This window comes from Streptomyces sp. NPDC102270, from assembly GCF_044766405.1.
In the GTDB taxonomy this organism is placed as follows: domain Bacteria; phylum Actinomycetota; class Actinomycetes; order Streptomycetales; family Streptomycetaceae; genus Streptomyces.
The window spans coordinates 384,600-402,770 of sequence record NZ_JBIWLX010000005.1 but is presented as its reverse complement, the minus strand read 5'-3'; the positions used below and the strand labels follow the sequence as shown (position 1 = coordinate 402,770).

The window sequence follows — 18,171 nt, the reverse complement described above, 5'->3', positions numbered from 1 at the left end:
TGAACGACTCTGGTCAAGCCCCCTGTTGCACCCATATGGCGGCGCTGTGCTGTGCCTGTGAGTGCGATTGCCAGTTCGTTTCGGGCGCCGGACGGGGGGCCACGGGCCCGACCGCGGGCAGGTGCATGGTGAACACGGTCCGCCCCGGAACGCTGTCCACGGTCACCGCGCCGCCGTGTGCGGTCGCGACGGCCTGCACGATGGCGAGGCCCAGGCCGGTGGATCCGGTGGCGCGGGAGCGCGCCGAGTCGCCGCGCGCGAACCGCTCGAAGACGTGCGGGAGCAGCTCGGGCGGGATGCCCTGGCCGTTGTCCTCGACGTCCACGCACATCCACGGTCCGCGCCGCTGCACGCGCGCGGTGACCGTCGTACCCGGCGGGGTGTGTTTGCGGGCGTTGCCCAGCAGGTTGATGAGCACCTGCTGGAGGCGGGCCGCGTCGCCGGAGACGAGGGCGGGTTCGTCGGGCAGGTCGAGGCGCCAGTTGTGGCCCATGCCGGCCGCGCGGGCGTCACTGATGGTGTCCACGACGAGCGGGATGAGGTCGGTCTGTTCGAACTGGAGCGGCCGCCCGGCGTCCAGGCGCGCGAGCAGCAGCAGGTCCTCCACGAGCAGTGTCATCCGGCCCGCCTCGGACTCGATACGGCCCAGGGCGTGCCGGGTGTCGGGACCGACCTCCTCCCTGCCGCGTCTGGTGAGTTCGGCGTACCCGCGGATGGAGCTGAGCGGTGTTCTGAGTTCATGGCTGGCGTCGGCGACGAACTGCCGCACCCGCGTCTCGCTCTGCTGCCGTGCGTGCAGGGCGCCGTGGACGTGGTCCAGCATCCTGTTCAGCGCGGCGCCGACCTGCCCGACCTCGGTGTGCGGATCGCACTCCGCCTCGGGCACCCGCTCGCTCAGATTGACCTCGCCGGTGTGCAGGGGCAGTTCGGAGACCCGGGTGGCGGTGTTGGCGACCCTGCGCAGGGGGCGGGTGGCGAGTCCGACGAGGACGTAACCGGCGATGACGGCGGCGCCGAGACCGGCGGCGGTGACGCTGATCTCTACGAGGATCAGGGTGTCGATGGTGGCGTCGACGTCCTTGGTGGGGACGGCGACGTAGTAGGCGGAGGTGTCGTTGCTGGTGTACCGGACGAGGTAGTCACCGATGCCGGGAAGCTCGACCTTGTGCTGCTCGTTGTCCTTGGGGACCGCGTTCAGCACCTCGACCTGTGCGGTCGTGAGGTTCGCGGCGGTCATGCCGTAGTTCTGGTCGGAGTCGGACTTCACCCCGCGCTTGGCGTCGGTGATCTTGCCCTTGACCACCTTGGCCGCGACCGTGCCGTCCGGCCCCGGGCCCATGACGAAGCCGGCGGGGGTGTTCTGCCGCTTCCCCTGTCCACCGGGCGGGTTGGCCCCCTTGTTCTTGTCGTCGTCGGTGCCGCCGTTGTTGCGCTGCTCGGGCGGCAGAGCGCGCGGCGCCGCCCGTGACGCGGCCTCGTTGAGCTTGCCGCTCAACTGGTCGTACAGATGGGTCCGCAGTGCGAGTGTGGTCACCGTGCCGATCACCGAGCAGACCACGGCGATCAGTACCACCGACGCGACGACGAGCCGCGTCCGCAGCGTGCGCGGCTTGCCTGCTCGCCCTGCCCGCTTCTGCGCCCGCGGCCGTCGTCGCCCGCTCATGAGGCGGCGGGCTTGATCAGATAGCCGGCGCCGCGCCGGGTGTGGATCATCGGTTCACGTCCCGCGTCGATCTTCCGGCGCAGGTAGGAGATGTAGAGCTCGACGACGTTGGCCTGGCCGCCGAAGTCGTACGACCACACCCGGTCGAGGATCTGCGCCTTGCTGAGCACCCGCCGGGGATTGCGCATCAGGAACCGCAGGAGCTCGAACTCGGTCGCGGTGAGGTGGATGTTCTGCCCGGCCCGCGAGACCTCGTGGCTGTCCTCGTCGAGGGTGAGGTCACCGACGACCAGCACGGAGTCGGAGCGGCGGTCGGCCGCACCGGAGCGGCGGATGAGGCCGCGCAGCCGGGCCACGACCTCTTCGAGACTGAACGGCTTGGTGACGTAGTCGTCGCCACCGGCGGTGAGCCCGGCGATACGGTCCTCCACGGCATCCTTCGCCGTCAGGAACAGCACCGGCACGTCCGGCAGTTCGCGCCGCAGCCGCCCCAGGACGGTGAGGCCGTCCATGTCCGGGAGCATCATGTCCAGGACGACGGCGTCGGGGCGGAACTCCCGCGCGGTCTGGACGGCGCCCGTGCCGTCTCCCGCGCTGCGGATCTGCCAGCCCTCATAGCGCAGGGCCATGGACAGCAGCTCGGTGATCGACAGCTCGTCGTCCACCACAAGCACTCGGACGGGGCTCCCGTCCGGCCTCAGCAGTTCGGTGCGCCCCTGGGGCGAGGTCGTGGTCATGGTGGACACCATGTCGGGGCCCCCTGAGAACACCCTTTCGGCAGTCTGTGATTTCCCTGAGAAACACACAGGCGCCTCTCAGGGAACACCTGGGGAATGCCTTGTCCGACGGGTCGGGTGAGGCGTCCGGCCGCATTCCGGAACCGCTACCGAACCGGCCCCTGCTCGTCCACACCGACCGTCGGCGCCCCGAGGAACACCTCGGCGCCGACCGGGCCGTAGGCGATGTTGAAGGTGTCCAGCCAGTACGACCAGTCCTGTATCCCCACGGCGCTGCTGAAGCGGTAGTTGAGCCGCCACTGCACCCACTGCCCGGGCTGGAGCCGCACGGCCGGGCGCCGCCGTGGCCGGGGCGGCACCCCGAACATCGGCCTCACCCGGGGCAGGACCCGCAACCGCCCGTCGACCTCCTGGAGTTGGACGTCGACGCCGGTGAGGCTGTCGCCCTGCCGGCCGTGCGGTGCGAAGTCGTCCTGCTCGTCCATCCGGACCGCGTGGACGAACGGCTCCCCGTCCCGCCCCACCGCGGACGGCGGCAGCACGAAGCCGACCGGAGCCGCGTTCCTCCTGGTCGCGGCCTCACCGCCACGGGACCGCTTCGTCCACGACGTGCGTATCCACTGCACGGTGACGTCCATCCCCGTCCTCCCTCGTCAGAACAATCCGTCCTGCACCCCCGACGTCTCCTTGAACTCTCTCATCGGCACGGTGATTTCCAACCGGTCGGCCGGGACCAGCCCCCACCCCGTCATCAGCCGGGTGTCCAGTACGACCACTGCCCCGCCCGCGGTCTCCAGGTGCAGGTCGGGTCCGGCGGCCGCGAGGAGCCGCCCGCCCAGCGACCCGCCCGCGACGAGCTCGCTCACCTCACCCACGGCGGCGGGCAGCCCCGCGAGGCCGAAGATCCCGACGTGGTCGACCGGTTCGTACGGCGCGCGGTCCAGGGACTCCGGCCAGCCGCCCAGCGCCACCGCCCGCGCGTGCAGTTCGGCGATTTCGGCGGCCCGCTCGGCGGCCGACCCCGGCAGGGCGGATCGTACGGCCCGCTTGGCGCCGTACGGGATGCGGTCGGGTACCGAGAGCGCCGCCCGCAGCAGTTCCTCGGTGCGCCGCGCGGCCATGAGCGGACCGGTGCCGAGCCAGCTGAAGCAGACGGCGCCCTGCTCCAACAGGCGGGCGGAGCCCCGCGCGTGCGCCGTGATGCCGACCTTGACCATGCCGGGCCCGAACCACGCCAGGTATACCCGGTACGGGCGGGGGTCGTCCGCGAGGGTGTCAGCGGCCACGGAGTGCGCCCGGTCCAGCCGCGCACACTCCTCGCACCGCGCCCCCGTGCTCCGCCCCGACACCGCGGCCCGCGCCGGACACGCGTGCCCCCGCGCTCCCACACATGTCCGCCCACCCCCCTCCGCGACCCCGAAGGCCACCCGCTTCCCCCAGGTCAGCGCACTGCGCCGCCCACCGTCCCACCGCAGCACGGGCCCGCCGGCCGACCACGACAACCCCGAGCACTTCCATCCCTGTGCCATCCCTCACGAGAGTAGGGGGCACCACTGACATCGCTGCCGGGCCGCAGGGTCGGGTGGTCGGTTCCGGCGGCCGTGGCTCTGGCCCTGACAACGGGGTCGGCCCAGCGGCTGGGCCTGAACGTCACCGACCTGCTGAGCTTCGCCTGCGTCCTGAAGGCCGGCGAGAACCTCCTCACCGCCGGAGACCTCGCCGAGCACGCCCATGTCACGACCGGCGCGGTCACCGGCATCCTCAACCGCCTCGAACGCGCCGGCTACGTCACCCGCGTCCCCGACCCTGCCGACCGCCGCCGGGTCCGGGTCGCCGCGCTCCCCGACGCCGTGGCCAAGGTCGTCGCTCTCTACCAGCCGTACTACGACCGTCTCGACGCCGTCTTCGCGGAGTACTCCGCCGACGAGATCGCCGTACCACGACTGGTTCAGCCGTTCGACGAACCTCGCGCTCGCCTATATCGAGGAGCTGCGGGCGAAGGACGCGAAGGGCGAGTAGCGGGGACGCCCCACCCCGGGGGTGGAGCCAGCCCTACCTTCGGTCCGGGAGGCCACTCCATCGTTTCGGCGAGCCCGCGACGGCATCGTTGATCGCAGCTGATCCACCCGGGATCAAGCGGATCGACAAGCCAGCGCCGAGCCGGAGGACACCCCATGGAGCCGCAGACGGCCGACCGGACCGAGTCCCCGTCGAAGCCCTCCCCGGCCTCTCCGACCGCCTCGGCCGCCCCGGGTCCGCTCGCCTCCTTCGTGCGCTTCGTCGTCTGCGGCGGCGGGATCGGCGTTCTCTCCAGCTTCGCCGTACCGCTGGTGGCGCTGACGATGCCGTGGGCGATGGCGAACGCGGTGATCACCGTGGCCTCCACGCTCCTGTGCACCGAGCTCCACGCCCTGTTCACCTTCGGCACCGGCCGCCGCCCCGGCCGGCGCCGGCACCTGCAGTCCTCCGGCTCGGCGGCCGCCGCGTACGCGGTCACCTGCGCCGCGATGTTCCTCCTGCACGCCGTCCAGTCCTCCCCGAGCGTGCTCACGGAACAGGTCGTCTACCTGAGCGCCTCCGCCCTCGCCGGCATCGGCCGCTTCCTGGTCCTGCGCCTGTTCGTCTTCGGGGGCACCCGCAAGGGCGACCGCCCGGCCCGGACGGTCGCCCTGCCCCGTCCGACCCTGCCGAGGGCCGCGGTGAGCACGGCCTGCTGAACGGGAGCTACGGGGGAAGCCGTCGTGCAGGGGGCTCCGGCTCGACCGGCACGGGGGCGCTGCCGACTCTCCAGCGGTCCGTTCAGGCGCCAGACAACCGCCGGGCAACGCCGAAGAGCCTCCACCCCGTCGGACACGAACGCCCCCGCCCGACGCCTCCAGCAACTCCCCCTCGCCGAACCACCCGTGCCACGCGATCTCCACCGGATCGGGCACGAGCGCGGCGGTCACGACAACCTCGTGCACCGCCCCGAACACCCTCAGTTCTTCCGCGAGTTCACGGGCCGCCGCGTCCTGGTACGACTCCCCGACCTCCGCGGCCCCGCCCACGAGCCAGTCGTACGTCCCGGGAAACCGCGAGAGTCCCTCTTGCCGCCGATGCACGAGAACCCGCCCAGCCCCGATCGCAGAGGGCCACGACAACCCCGCGACGGGGGCAGGCAGCCCCCTGGGGGTACAGCTGCCCCCACCCCGAATGGGGCGGCCGGCGCCATGTCGCGGGCCCGGGACGGGGGCCATCGTAGAAGCCATCGGATCGGGACCACCGGGCCCCGCCCCCGAGTTCACGCGCCTTGCATGCTCCGCCCTCTCCTGAAGGAACTCCCATGAGCCGGCTGCTGACCTCCCCGTCCACCTCGCCGATCGAGATCTCCCCCGAGACCGAACTGGCCCCGCTCCTCACCGCCTGGGACCTGGCCCATCCCACCGCGACCGACCCCGACTGGCGCCATCTCCTCGACGAACTCGCCCACCCCCGCACCACCGAGGCCTTCCACGGCCTGGCCACGAGCACCACGTGACCACGTACGTCCGAAAGCGCCGCCCAGTCGCGGACTCACCGGCCTTGAAGCCAGCCGCCCGCTCAATGAGGTTCAAGGCCACGGAGTCGCTGCGGATGACGATCCCTACGTCATGCCGTACTCCACGACAAAGCCCAAAGAGGCTGCCACGAGACCTATGAGGGTCGGTGTCGGACACTGCCGGTTGCTGGGGTTGCTGTACTTCTGCTGTACCGCATCACAAGTCCACTCGGGTCCCTGTCCCGCTGCTCCCATGCCGCAACACGACGTACGCGCCGACAGGAACGGCAGACCGCAAGGCTACTTATCGCTTCTGCGCCCGGCAGCGCTTCATCAGCGCGGTGATCCGTGCCTGGTCCGCCTGGCCATTGAGCTCGGCCAGGAGATCGTCAGGGCACAACTCGTAGAGATCACACCACCATCGGCGGCCTCGGTTGTCCCAGATCCGGTAGCCACCCGGCACTCCCCTGGCGACGTGGCGTCTTCTGCTCACCGTCTCTCGGCTCACCGTGCGGCTCGCGCTGTCGTTCAACCTTGTCCCCGGCTCAGACCATACGGAGGCCGGCACTGTCTCCGCGAGGCAATATGCGGCAGCCGGCCAACACGCTTTCCACCTGTCCGCGCGGCCGTCCGGGGGCGGTCGATCACCGGACACAGACCCGGACAGTGAGGTCGCTCCCTGGCCGCCCCGCCGGGCGCCGTCGGGTTGTCTGATCGTAATCCCGTCAGGACGGACTGGGACTTCGTTGATCGGCTAACGTCTACCGCAAGCGGCCGGCAAGATCCACCGCGGCCACAGGGGGTGACGCGGGAGCGCGTCCGGCCACATCGGGGCGCCGCGCGGCAGATCGTCACATCAACGAGGGGGAGACGTGAGGGCATCGCCCAGGACGTCGACTGAACCACGGCACGGAGGCCGCCGCCGCAGAGGCGGCGCGGGTCTCGCTTTCGGTGCGGCCGCCACGATTCTGGCGGTCGCCGGTACGGCCATCCCGCTCGCCGTGGACGCGTCGCCCGCGTGGGCCGCTCAGCCGGCGACCGCGGCGGACTCGTCCCAGGAGGTCGTGATCCCGCCCGCCGATCGGGCCACACCCCGTGTGGACACCCCGCTGGCGGCGGGCAACACCGGTTTTCTGCACCAGCAGGAGGGCCGGGACGGCTACACCTGGACCGACTTCGCGAGCGGCACTTCGACGCAGGTGCCCGGCCTGCAGACCCTGCCGGCCAACGCGCTCGTATGCCCCGTCGGTGCCGGCGGAGACCTGCTCGCCATCTCACCGAGCCCGGCCCGGGGCACCGCCTGGTACACCCTGCTCGATCCGCACACCGGTGAGCGCCGGGAGGCGCAGCTCCCGGCCGGCTACACGTTCCGGGGGACCGTCGCGGGCAAGGTGCTGGCCCTGGAGTCCGCGACCAGCACCACCAGCTCCGACGGTGTGCTCCTCGACACCGGCACCGATCCCGCGCAACCGCTGCACATCACCGGCCTGCCCGCGGGTGCTCAGCTGAGCAGCCTGTCCCTGCAGCAGGGTGCCACGGACGACCGCGGCGCGGTGATCTCCTTCCGGCAGGACGGCGCGTACCGGTACGGCCTGCTGGACCCCACCACCGCCGTGATCACCCCTCTCCCCGAGACGATGAGCGGCGAGGGCCTGCGCATCCTGCTGAGCGCCGACCGCGTCGCCTGGTGGAAGCATGGCTTCACCGGGCTGCGCTGGCTGCCCCGCGGTGACCTCTCCTCCGGGGCGCAGGAGTTCCCGATCCCCGACGACGCGGCTCCCGTGGCCCTCCTCGGCGGCACCCTCCTGACCTCGGGCCCTGACACCACCTCGGGCACCACGCTCGGTCGGCGGCTGACGTCCCGGCCGCTCGACGGCGGGGAGCCGAGCACCGCACTCGACCACATCGCGATCGTGTCGGACTCCCCACCGCAGACGGCGGACGGGAGCGCCCTGCTCGTCGGCGGCTCCGGCACCGGCGACTGGGCGGTGCACCGCTTCGCCGCCGGCTCCGGCGGGGCGCCGGCGCACGAGGTGGCCCAGCCGCTGCCCCCGGTGATCGCCAAGGTCCTCGGACTGAACCTGTACCGGGGCACCCTGAACCGGGTGGACAGCCTGGCGGGCAAGCTCTCCCTCTACCAGCAGGACGTCGGTACCGGGCCGGTCCCCGTCGCGGGAGCGGCCAAGCCCCTGCCCGCGGGCATGCCCACGTCCGCCGTGCGCTGTGCGACGGGTGAGGACTGCGTGCGGAGCGTGGAGGGCAACTGGTACGGACTGTCCTTCCTTTCCGAGACAGCAGGGCGGACCTACCTGGAAACCCGCGTGGACGCGTACACGTCGCACGCGCAGGTGCCGTTGCCCGGCAGTGGCGGCGAGGTCAGGGACGCGTCGTACTCGTACGTGGTGGTGGACGGCGGGTCCCCGAGAACCCAATATCTGATCGACCCGGGCTACAACAAGGTCGTACGCAGCCGCCCGGTGCAGGCCGCGGCGCTCTGGTACTCCACCCTGTGGAGCGCGACCCCCGGCAGCCCCGGCACGCTGACCGCGGAGCGGCTGACCTCGGACGCTGCCACTCCCGGCAAAACCGTCCGCACCGTGCGGACCGGTACCGCCTGCGTGCCCACCGAACTGCAGGCGACGGCGCGTTGGCTCTACTGGTCCTGCGGTGCCGACAAGCAGGCCGGGGTGTACGACCTGACGAACAACCGCGGCTTCGCAGTGCCGTCGGGCCCCGCCATGCTCGGCGACGGCTACGTGGTCCGGCACGACCGGGACGCGGGCGAACTCAAGCTGACGGACTTCCACACCGGCAGCCCGCTCGCGGAGCGCTCCATGGCCGCCCTCCCGGCCGGAACGCTCGCGGACGACCGCAGGATCACGTGGACCGTGGACAAGTACAGCGGCCACATCGCCTACGTGGACGCCGATCGCCGCGTGCATGTGAGCGCGGCCGGGGTACCGGGCTCCGCTCCGGTGATAGGGGAGGCGTACACCTCCGGGAGCGTCGCGCCGAGGACCACGTCGTCGTACTACTCGACCTGGACGGCCTCGTTGCTGCTGAGCCGCCCCGTGGACTCCTGGGAACTGGACATCGCCCAGAAGACGACCGGGCGCCGGGTGGCCGTGGTGCGCGGTGGGGCCGAACGGGGTCTCAACGGCATCTCGGCCTCGTGGAACGGCCGGGAGTCGAACGGTGCTCCCGCCCCGAGCGGTCTCTACACCTGGCAGCTGACCGCGAGGTTCAACGGCGGAACCACGCCGGTGCGCGTGGGAAGCGGCGGCCTGGACGTGATGTGCGGCGCCCTGCCGACCCATGTCTACGACTGCGACGGGTTCCCGGACATGGTGGCGGTCCGGAAGGACGGCCGGACCGACTCGTGGGAGGGGCATCCCAAGGGGCACTTCTACAACCGCAGCTACACCGCGGACTGGCCGACCTCCTCCACCCTGGTGCCGGCCGGCGACCTCAACGGCGACGGGTTCGCGGACATGCTGGTCCGCAACTCCACCGGCGAGCTGCGTGCGTACTGGGGCTTCGGGCAGGTGTACTTCGCCCGGGGAACCAACAAGTCCACTGTCATCGGCAAGGGCTGGAACCAGTACAACCTGCTGACGTCGTCCGGGGACCTCAACCGTGACGGCCGGTCCGACCTGCTGACCCGTGACCGGTCCGGAGTCCTGTGGTTCTACGCCGGCACCGGCAAGGGCACGTTCAAGGCCCGGGTACGCATCAGCACCGGGCTGTCCGGTTACACGGCGCTGGTGGGCGTGGGCGACCTCAATGGCGATGGAACCGGAGACCTTCTGGGCCGGGACAGGGCCGGGAACCTCTATCGCTGGTACGGCAACGGAAAGGGCGGCTTCGGGGGGCGCGCGAAGATCGCCTCGGGCTTCAACGCGTACAACGCCCTGGTCGGCGTCGGCGACCTGACTCAGGACGGGCGCAATGACCTCGTCACCCGCGATTCCGCAGGCAACCTGTACCGCTGGGCGGGCAACGGCAAGGGCGGCTTCGGAGCACGTGCGAAGATCGGCAGCGGCTGGGGCGTCTACAAGGCGCTGTACTGACGGTCCGGAACAGCAGCCTCCAGCCTGCAATGCCAGAGGGGTGCCCCCGTGTCCGGGGCACCCCTTGGCGGGCGGCGATCTGTGGGAAGAGTCGGACTACGTGTTCACCAAGCCGTTGGGTGGGGAGCTCTGACGGGACACCCGGGGGCGGGTCTTCACGACGAAGTACGGGACGCCGATCGAACCCGGCAACCTCACCCGCATGTTCGCCCTGCGCGCCCGACGTGCCGGCCTCCGAGTGATCCCGCTCCGGAACAACCGGCACACATGCGGCTCCCTCCTGGTCGCCCTCAGGGTCCACCCGAAGGTGGCTCAGCGCGTCCTCCGCCACTCGCAGATCGCCATGACGATGGAGCTCTACGCGGAGGCGAGTGAGGAAGAGGTACGTGCCGCGCTTGGCAAACTCTCCGCAGTGATGGGTGGCTCTCAGACCGTCTGATGGCCCGCAGGGCAGTAAATTTACTGCCCTCGGGGTCACACACCGATCAGGTGGCCTCGACCCGTTGCCGTACTTCGCTGCTGTACGGCACGACAAAGCCCCCTCCGGGATGATCCCGAGGGGGCTTTGAAATGCTGTGCACTCGGCAGGATTCGAACCTGCAACCTTCTGATCCGTAGTCAGATGCTCTATCCGTTAAGCTACGAGTGCTTGTTCTGTTTTTCTCGCCGTTCCTTGCCCTTCCGGGCCGCTCGCGGCGACAGGAAGAACATTACATGACTGCCGCTCCCATGTGAAATCCGTTTGCCATACCCCTTGCGAGCTGCGGAAACGTACATCTGAGCGAGATCGGGAACGGCCGGGAACGACGAAGCCCCGGTCGCTCGGACCGGGGCTTCGGTGATCTTGCGCGGAGGCGGAGGGATTTGAACCCTCGATGGGATGTAAGTCCCAAACCGCATTAGCAGTGCGGCGCCATAGACCGGACTAGGCGACGCCTCCAGCACAGCCGCCCGCGCGAGCGCGAGTGGTGCGTGCAGATGATGACACAGTCGAAGGTCGTGCCACCAATCGGTTCCCACGGTACTAGGCGGGCGGGGCGCAGGGCAAAGTGCTTCCGCGCAACGTACGGCCGCGTCCACCGTTAGTCAGGGCATGTCATACGCCACCCGGGTCCCCCGGCATCCCCGACTCACCCGGCTCGCCCGCTTGAGCCCGCTCCCCCTGTTCCTTGCCGCCCTGGCTCCCGCCCCCGCAGCGGCGTACACCGAGACCGGCGACCACCTCAGCGTCACCGTCCGAGACACAGGCACTGGTGCCGACCAGACCTTCGAGCTCCACTGTCACCCCTCCCGCGGAACCCACCCCGACCCCGTCGGCGCCTGCGCCGCGCTGGAGCGGAACACGCGGTGGGGGAAGGACACCTTCGCCCCCGTCCCCGAGGGCAGCGTCTGCACGATGCTCTACGGCGGTCCCGCCACCGCCCATGTCACGGGGACCTGGGCCGGGCGCCCCGTGGACGCCCGGTTCGACCGGAGCAACGGCTGCGAGACCGCGCGCTGGGACCGGTTCGTGCCGCTCCTCCCCGGCATGGACACCTAGCCCGCCGGGAGGCGGTCACACGTTCTACCTCACTTCGTCGTGCGACCTCCCTCTCATCCGGCACCCCCGCCCAACCGCTGCGCTTAGACTCCCTCGCGTGACACGTCGCGGGCCCCTTGGCAAGATGGCCCGAACGGTCGGCAAGGTGCGGTAACAGGGAGGAAGCGTCTCGTGAGCAGCAGGCCATCCCGAGGCGCTGCTCGCCTCGCAGCCATACTCGACGCGCTTCCCGACGCGTTGGTGCTGGTCAACGCCAACGGGACCGTCGTCAACGCCAACACCATCGCCCTGGAGGCGTTCGAGGCGCCCGGCACGGCTCTGGTAGGGCGCGGCCTGCTCGATCTGCTGCCGCAGTTCGACTCACGGCTCATCCCGGGCTCCATGCGGCGGCCCGACCACATGGACCCGCGCGGGCGGACCAAGCCGGCCCGGATGATGGCGCGGCGGACCGACGGGAGCGAGTTCCCCGTCGAGGTCACCAGCGCCAACCTGGAGAACGGCCAGCAGGCCTACGACGGTTCCGGCTACAGCAGTGACGAGCTGCTCATGCTCGTCGTACGGGATCTGACGGGGACCGTCGACACCGAGGCCGAGCTGGCGCGTTCACAGCGGCAGACCGAGATGATCCTGCGTGCCGCCGCGGAGGGTGTCGTCGGGACCGACACCGACGGGCGGATCGTGCTCGTCAACCCGGCCGCCGCCCAGATACTGGGTTACCGGGCCAGCGACCTCGGCGGACGTGAGCTCCACGACCTCATCCTGCACTCGCGCGTCGACGGCACCCCCTTCCCGTTCGAGGACTCCCCGCTCGCCGACACCCTGCGTTCCGGGCGCAAGCACCGGGTGCGCGGACAGGTGCTGTGGTCGAAGAAGGGCGAGAAGGTCCCGGTCGACCTGACGACCGCGCCCGTGCGCGACGGCGACCAGCTCGTCGGCGCCGTGCTCACCTTCACCGACCGGCGGCCCTACGACGCCCTCGCCGACGAGAAGTCCGCCGCCGAGAAGGCCCACGCCGAGGAGCTGGAGCGGCTCGAGGAGGAGCACGCCTCCGAGCTGACCGCGCTGCGCCAGAAGCACATCACCGAGCTGGAGGAGCTCCAGGAGCGGCACGACGAGGAACTCGCCGCCGGCGAGGAGCGGTACGCCTCGCTCGGTGAGCGTGAGAAGGACCGCTACGAAGCCCTCGCCGGGCGCCACGACCAGCTCCTCACCCTGCTGGGGCGCTCCCTGCGCGGCCCCCTCGACGAACTGCGCCGCGAGCTCTCCGCGCTCGCCGCCGACGACGCCGGGCAGCTGTGGCCCGAGGCCAACCAGGTCCTGCACCACCTCTCGGCCGGCTACTCCCGCATCACCAACCTCATCGACAACGTCCTCGGCTACCAGCGCCTCGACGCGGGCGCCGACGACATCGTCCGTACGAACGTCATGCTCGACGCGGTCGTCGCCGCCGGTGTGGACGGCGCGGTCGAGCTCATCGGGCCGGGGCGCGTCCAGTTCGCCGTACACGCGCCGCCCATCGAGGCGGAGGTCGACGCCCAGCGCCTGGCGACCGCGCTCGCGCATCTCATCGCGGACGTGGCCGGGGTCGACGCGACCGGGAACTCTCCCGTGTCCGCGGGCGGTTACATGGACAACACGGTCGTGGTGGCGGCCGCGCAGCGCGGCGAGGGCGTACGGATCGAGGTGCGCGGGCCGTACGCCGGGGGAGACCCGGTGCACGAGCCGATCGTGCGCGGGATCGTGCGCGCCCACGGCGGTGTGCTCCAGACGCACGAAGTGCCGGGCATGAGCGGCAGCGCGTACGTCCTCGAGGTACCCATCGGCGGTGGGGCGGGGGCCGTCGCGGTTCCCGGTCCGGCCGCGCTGGAGGCCGCCCCGGTGGAGCCGGCCCCGGTGGAGGCCTCCCCCAGGGAGATCGCCCCTGTGGAGACCACCCCTGCCGAGGGCGGCGGGCGGCGGCGGGCGCGGCGCTCCTCCACCGACTCCTTCCTCGAGGTCGACGTCCCGGCCGTGACCGACGAGTCACTGGCCCCCACCGGGCGGCGCAGGCGTCGGGCGGTGGACGAGCAGGAACAGGCCGTGTCCCTGCCGGCGCAGGCCTCCGGCGACGACGGGGACGACTCCGGCGGTACCGGGCGGCGTCGTGGACGGCCCGCCGAAGGTGCCGAGGGCGCCGAAGCCGGTGTGGCCGAGGGTGCCGTGGTGATGGCCGGCGAGCACGGCGCCGGGTCTCCCGCCGTGAACACCGGTCTCGGCGGGACCGTACCGCCGCAGGGTGTGCCGGTGCCGGCCGGACGTCGGGCCCGGCGCGAGGACGGGGAGCAGCACGCGCTGCCGGCGGCGTTGCCCGCGGGCGGCTCCGGCGGACCGGGCCGGCCGCAGGGAGAGCTCCAGATCGCCGGGCAGGGCCCGGCCGGTGAGGGGACATCGCAGCAGGACGGGCGGCGGCGACGTGCCCTCACGGCCGCGTCGGAGCGTGCCGCGGCGCAGGAGGCGGCCCCCCGTTCGGTGTTCGCCCTCCCGCCCGCCGACGCGGACAGGCCGGCCGACGGCACAGAGGCGACGGGACCGGGAGAAGTACAGGTACAGGCCCAGGGGCAGATTCCGTTGCCGGGGCACATTTCGGGCCAGGCTCAGGGGCAGGTCCCCGGTCAGGTTCCGGTGGCCGGTCCGGGCCAGGTGCCCGGTCAAGGACAGCTGCCCGGGCACATGCAGGCACCGGCCCCCGTTCCGCCGGCGGCTCCCGCCCCCGCCCCTACCCCCGTCCCCGCCAACGGTCACGGTGACGACGGCCGGCACGACGCCGTACCGCACGACCAGGCCGACGACCACACCCCGCCCCAGCCGCACCCCACCAACGCGCCGACGGGCCGCCGTCGACGGGCCGTGGCCCAGCCCGCGGAGGCGGTCCCCGCACAGGGCGGGCAAGGAGTCCAGGCGGCCGTTCCGGGCCGGCCCGTGCCCGTGGGAGTTCCCACCGCCCCTGCCCCGCAGGTCCCCGGCACGGTGCCGGCGGCCCAGTTCCCGGGTGTCCCCGTGCAGAACGCGACCGGACAGGCCGGTCTGATCCCGCAGACCGCACCCGCCCCGGCCTCGCCCCTCCAGGCCCCGGCCCAGCCGGTACCGGCCCCCGGCGGACCCCTCCCCGCCGAGACACCCCAGCCGCAGATCCAGCCCCAGGCACCGGCCCCGGCACAGACCCCGCCCCCCTCCCAGCCGTGGCCCACCGGCCGCGACACCTCCGGCACCGGCACCCCCGTACCAGCGAACGGCGCCGCCACCGCCGTACCCCCGACCCCGAACCAGCCCGCGCAGGCCCCCGACGCCGGTCGGTCCACTCCGGCGCCCGGCGCGCCCTCGCCGGCGCAGCCGTTGCCCGCCGAAGCCGTGGCGGCGCCCGCCGCGCCCGCCGCGGCCGTCGACCCGAACTCCACCCAGGGCCGGGCGTTCAGCGTGCGGACCCTGGGGCAGGGGGTTCCGTTCACCCGGCAGGCGGCCCAGGTGCAACAGCCGGGGGCGGCCACGCCTCCCCCGCAGCAGCCCGGCGGTTCGGGACGGCGCCGCAAGCTGGGCACCCGGCCCGACCCCGCTGCCGCGGCGGCGCCGGAGCAGGGGGCGCGTCCGCATCCGGCGGCCGAGCAGGCGGTGTCCACGGCGTCGCCGACCGGGCAGTCGCGGCTCGCGCACGCCACCGAGGCGGCCGGGCGGTCGTACGCCATAGGGGCGCCGGACGTGAACGCCGCCGAGGGGCCCGAGCCGTTGGACGGTCCCGGTGGGGCCGTCGAGATCCCGGACACCCCGCGGCCGCAGCCGATGGACGACGAGCTGCCCCCGGAGCCGCTGGACAATCCGCGGCGGCTGCTGGTGTGGCCCGCGCCGGACGTGACGACCCAGCAGGCGCTCAGCGACCGTGGGTATCGGCCCGTCATCGTGCAGTCGCGCGAGGAGGTCGACGCGCAGATCGCGGCGTTCCCCGCCGCGCTGTTCGTGGACCCGCTCACCGGGCCGATCACACGGACCGCGCTGCAGTCGCTGCGGCAGGCGGCGGTGGCGTCCGAGGTGCCGATCATGGTGACCGCCGGCCTCGGCCAGGCCTCGCGGGAGGCGGCGTACGGCGCCGATCCCGCCGTCCTGCTGAAGGCGCTGGCGCCGCGGGACAGCGAGCAGCACCCGCCGCGCGTGCTGCTGATCGAGGAGCACGCGGAGATCGCGCTGGCGCTGACCGCGACGCTGGAGCGGCGGGGCATGCAGGTCGCCCGCGCGGCGAGTGACGCGGACGCGGTGACGTTGGCCGGGCAGCTCAGGCCCAACCTCGTCGTGATGGACCTCATGCAGGTGCACCGGCGGCGGGCCGGGATCGTGGACTGGCTGCGGGCCAACGGGCAGCTGAACCGCACACCGCTCGTCGTCTACACGGCCGCCGTCGACCAGGCCGATCTGCCTCGGCTGGCCTCGGGTGAGACGGTCCTCTTCCTCGCCGAGCGGTCGACGAGTGAGGAGGTCCAGTCGCGGATCGTGGACCTGCTGGCCCGGATCGGGACGAACTAGGGCGCGCTCAGCGCCCCTGAAAGCACCGCCCCTGAAGCACCGGGTCTGAAAGCACCGCGCCCCGAAAACGCCGCGCCCCGAAAAGCGCTGTCCTACTTGGCCACGAGCCTGCGCGCCGCCTCCCGCACCGATGCCCGCAGCCGCTCCCGGTCCGCAGGCTCGCCGCCCACCAGGATCCGTTTCATCTGCGGGACCACCGCGGCCCAGTTGGCCACGGCGATCAGCAGGAACAGCAGGTCCCGGGGTGGGATGGCGTCGGTGACCACACCGCGGGCCTGGCCGTCGGCGAGGGTCGCGACCTTGTGGCGGTAGTGCTCCTGGCGTTCGGCCTCGTCGGGCAGCTCGGTGCTGGAGCCGTACTCCAGGCCCTCCCAGAAGAGCAGGCGCAGCACCTCGGGGTGGGCCTCGTGGTAGTCCATGAGGCGGTCGATCCAGCTCTCGATGTCGTCCGGGTCGACCGGGACGGCGACCGCGAGATCGAGCATGACCTTGCCCAGGACCTTCGTGAACAGCTCCGCCTTGTTGCCGAAGTAGGCGTACATCAGCTGCTTGTTGGCCTTGGCCTCGGTCGCGATGCGGTCGATGCGGGCGCCCGCGATGCCGTGCCGGGCGAACTCGGCGACCGCCGCCTCGAAGATCCGGGTCCGGGTGGCCTCGGGGTCCCTTGCTGCTGCCATGGGGCCAGGGTAGGGGCAGTCCGGACAAGTAACCAACTATTTGGTTGACAGGGAATCGGCGGAGCTCCCAGACTGTTGAGCCATTCGACCAACCAACCAGTTAGTTGTTAGACCTGACTCGAAGGGTCCCCGGTCATGCCGACAGCCACCGTCACCACGGGACGGTCCAGCAAGGCCCCCGCCGGGCGCGCGGGCTCGCTCCTCCTCGTCCTCATCGCCGTCTGCACCGCCGTCACGGCCGCCAACATCTACCTCGCGGCCCCGCTGCTCCCCCTCATCGCCCGCGACTACGGCTCGACGCCCTCCGCGGTGGCCTGGGTCGCCTCCGTCGCGCAGTTCGGCTACGCCTTCGGCCTGCTCGTCTTCGCCCCGCTCGGCGACAGCGTGAACCGGCGGCGCCTGGTCGCCACCCTCTCGCTCGTGACCACCGCGGCCCTGACCGCCGCCGCGCTCGCCACCGGCACCACCGCCCTCGCGGCCGCCGTCCTGGTCGCCTCCGCGGCCACCGTCGTCCCCCAGCTGCTGGTCCCGCTGGTCGCCCGGCGCGCCCCCGCCGACCGCCGGGCCCGCCATGTCGCGGCCGTCATCGCGGGCCTGTTCACCGGCGTCGTCGCGGCCCGGGTGCTCGGCGGACTGATCGGACAGGCCTACGGCTGGCGGGTGGTGTTCGTGGGCGCGGCCGCCCTGACGGCCGTCCTCGGACTCGCGACCGCGTACGCCCTGCCGGCGGAGCAGGTGCGCCGCTCCGGCCCGCTCTTCTCGGGCCTCACCGCCCTGCCGTCCGTCGTGCGCCGCTCGCCCGACCTGTGGCGCGCGTGCGTACGGCAGGCGGGGATGTACGGCGCCTGGAGCGCGCTGTGGACCTCGCTGGCCCTCCTGCTGACCGGCTCGTCCTACGGTCTGTCGACCGCGACCGCCGGGCTCTTCGGCCTCTTCGGACTGGCCGCGAGCGTCGTGGCGCCGCTGGCCGGCGGGTTCGTGGACCGCTTCGGCGCCGCCAAGGTCGTACGGTCGGCGTATCTGCTCGCCGCCGTGTCCGTGCCGCTGTTCTGGCTCGGCGGACACCAGCTGTGGGCGCTGTTCGTCGCGGCGATCGCCGTGCACGCGGCCCTGGTCGCCTCCCACGTCGCCAACCAGACCCTCGCCCTGACGACGACCTCGACCCCGGCCACCGCCAACACGGCGTATGTCGTGGCCGGTTTCGCCGGCGGCGCGACGGCCTCGGCACTCGCCGCCTCGGCCTTCGGAGGGTGGGGCTGGGGTGGCGTGTGCGCGGTGGCGGGCGTGTGGCTGGCCTTGGGATGGGCTGCCACGTCGGTACGGCGGTGACGACTGCCGTACGACGACCAGGGCTCCGGGTCCGGCCCGGGGCGCCCTGTTCGCCGTACCCCTCCTACACCTCATGCCCCTCGTGCGTCT

The 18,171-nt window shown here is 72.1% G+C and carries 12 protein-coding genes, 2 tRNA genes and 3 pseudogenes; 8 read left to right on the top strand and 9 right to left on the bottom strand.

The window, feature by feature from the left end:
* Positions 1 to 13 precede the first annotated feature (13 nt).
* From ACIRP7_RS12155 to ACIRP7_RS12140, 4 genes are all read right to left on the bottom strand, one after another.
* Positions 14 to 1,663 carry an ATP-binding protein gene (locus tag ACIRP7_RS12155; RefSeq protein WP_403656868.1) on the bottom strand — a complete coding sequence of 550 codons (1,650 nt, stop codon included), beginning with the start codon at positions 1,661 to 1,663 and terminating at the stop codon, positions 14 to 16.
* Entirely contained in the window at positions 1,660 to 2,400 is a 741-nt protein-coding gene (locus tag ACIRP7_RS12150) for a response regulator transcription factor (RefSeq protein WP_031047840.1), read from the bottom strand. The genes ACIRP7_RS12155 and ACIRP7_RS12150 overlap by 4 nt, the downstream gene beginning before the upstream one ends.
* A 146-nt stretch (positions 2,401 to 2,546) precedes the next feature.
* Entirely contained in the window at positions 2,547 to 3,038 is a 492-nt protein-coding gene (locus ACIRP7_RS12145; RefSeq protein WP_403656864.1) for a hypothetical protein, read from the bottom strand.
* Between the two features lie 15 nt (positions 3,039 to 3,053).
* Positions 3,054 to 3,929, bottom strand: a complete 876-nt coding sequence (locus ACIRP7_RS12140; protein ID WP_403656861.1) for a DUF2797 domain-containing protein — start codon at positions 3,927 to 3,929, stop codon at positions 3,054 to 3,056.
* Between the two features lie 99 nt (positions 3,930 to 4,028).
* Between ACIRP7_RS12140 and ACIRP7_RS12135 the strand changes: the two are divergent.
* Positions 4,029 to 4,419, top strand: a pseudogene (locus ACIRP7_RS12135) (MarR family winged helix-turn-helix transcriptional regulator); the annotation flags it as partial.
* 155 nt (positions 4,420 to 4,574) lie between these two features.
* Complete coding sequence (locus ACIRP7_RS12130) at positions 4,575 to 5,117, top strand: hypothetical protein (RefSeq protein WP_403656858.1); 543 nt, start codon at positions 4,575 to 4,577, stop codon at positions 5,115 to 5,117.
* 315 nt (positions 5,118 to 5,432) lie between these two features.
* Here ACIRP7_RS12130 and ACIRP7_RS12125 read toward each other — a convergent pair.
* Positions 5,433 to 5,636 (bottom strand): annotated as a pseudogene (locus ACIRP7_RS12125) (hypothetical protein); the annotation flags it as partial.
* An 86-nt stretch (positions 5,637 to 5,722) separates the two neighbouring features.
* Here ACIRP7_RS12125 and ACIRP7_RS12120 point away from each other — a divergent pair.
* Entirely contained in the window at positions 5,723 to 5,917 is a 195-nt protein-coding gene (locus ACIRP7_RS12120; RefSeq protein ID WP_403656855.1) for a hypothetical protein, read from the top strand.
* Positions 5,918 to 6,221: 304 nt separating this feature from the next.
* Here ACIRP7_RS12120 and ACIRP7_RS12115 read toward each other — a convergent pair whose 3' ends face one another.
* Positions 6,222 to 6,410, bottom strand: coding sequence for a hypothetical protein (locus ACIRP7_RS12115; protein WP_403656852.1), 189 nt, complete (start codon positions 6,408 to 6,410; stop codon positions 6,222 to 6,224).
* 508 nt (positions 6,411 to 6,918) lie between these two features.
* Between ACIRP7_RS12115 and ACIRP7_RS12110 the strand changes: the two genes are divergently transcribed.
* Entirely contained in the window at positions 6,919 to 9,987 is a 3,069-nt protein-coding gene (locus ACIRP7_RS12110; RefSeq protein ID WP_403656849.1) for an FG-GAP repeat domain-containing protein, read from the top strand.
* A 133-nt stretch (positions 9,988 to 10,120) separates the two neighbouring features.
* Positions 10,121 to 10,426, top strand: a pseudogene (locus ACIRP7_RS12105) (site-specific integrase); the annotation flags it as partial.
* A gap of 137 nt (positions 10,427 to 10,563) precedes the next feature.
* Here ACIRP7_RS12105 and ACIRP7_RS12100 read toward each other — a convergent pair.
* Both ACIRP7_RS12100 and ACIRP7_RS12095 read right to left on the bottom strand, forming a co-directional pair.
* Positions 10,564 to 10,636: transfer RNA gene (locus tag ACIRP7_RS12100), tRNA-Arg, on the bottom strand.
* A gap of 200 nt (positions 10,637 to 10,836) precedes the next feature.
* Positions 10,837 to 10,927, bottom strand: a tRNA-Ser gene (locus ACIRP7_RS12095).
* 153 nt (positions 10,928 to 11,080) lie between these two features.
* On the opposite strand from ACIRP7_RS12095, the gene ACIRP7_RS12090 reads away from it, so the two are divergent.
* On the top strand, positions 11,081 to 11,527 hold the full coding sequence (locus ACIRP7_RS12090; RefSeq protein ID WP_403656846.1) for an SSI family serine proteinase inhibitor: 447 nt from the start codon (positions 11,081 to 11,083) through the stop codon (positions 11,525 to 11,527).
* Between the two features lie 171 nt (positions 11,528 to 11,698).
* Positions 11,699 to 16,075: a PAS domain-containing protein gene (locus tag ACIRP7_RS12085; RefSeq protein ID WP_403656843.1), complete on the top strand. Its 4,377-nt coding sequence runs from the start codon at positions 11,699 to 11,701 to the stop codon at positions 16,073 to 16,075.
* A 92-nt stretch (positions 16,076 to 16,167) separates the two neighbouring features.
* On the opposite strand, the gene ACIRP7_RS12080 is transcribed toward ACIRP7_RS12085, so the two are convergent.
* Complete coding sequence (locus ACIRP7_RS12080; protein WP_403656840.1) at positions 16,168 to 16,752, bottom strand: TetR family transcriptional regulator; 585 nt, start codon at positions 16,750 to 16,752, stop codon at positions 16,168 to 16,170.
* 135 nt (positions 16,753 to 16,887) lie between these two features.
* Between ACIRP7_RS12080 and ACIRP7_RS12075 the strand changes: the two genes are divergently transcribed.
* Positions 16,888 to 18,081 (top strand): MFS transporter, encoded by a 1,194-nt coding sequence (locus tag ACIRP7_RS12075; protein WP_403656837.1) that lies wholly within the window; start codon positions 16,888 to 16,890, stop codon positions 18,079 to 18,081.
* Positions 18,082 to 18,171 lie beyond the last annotated feature (90 nt).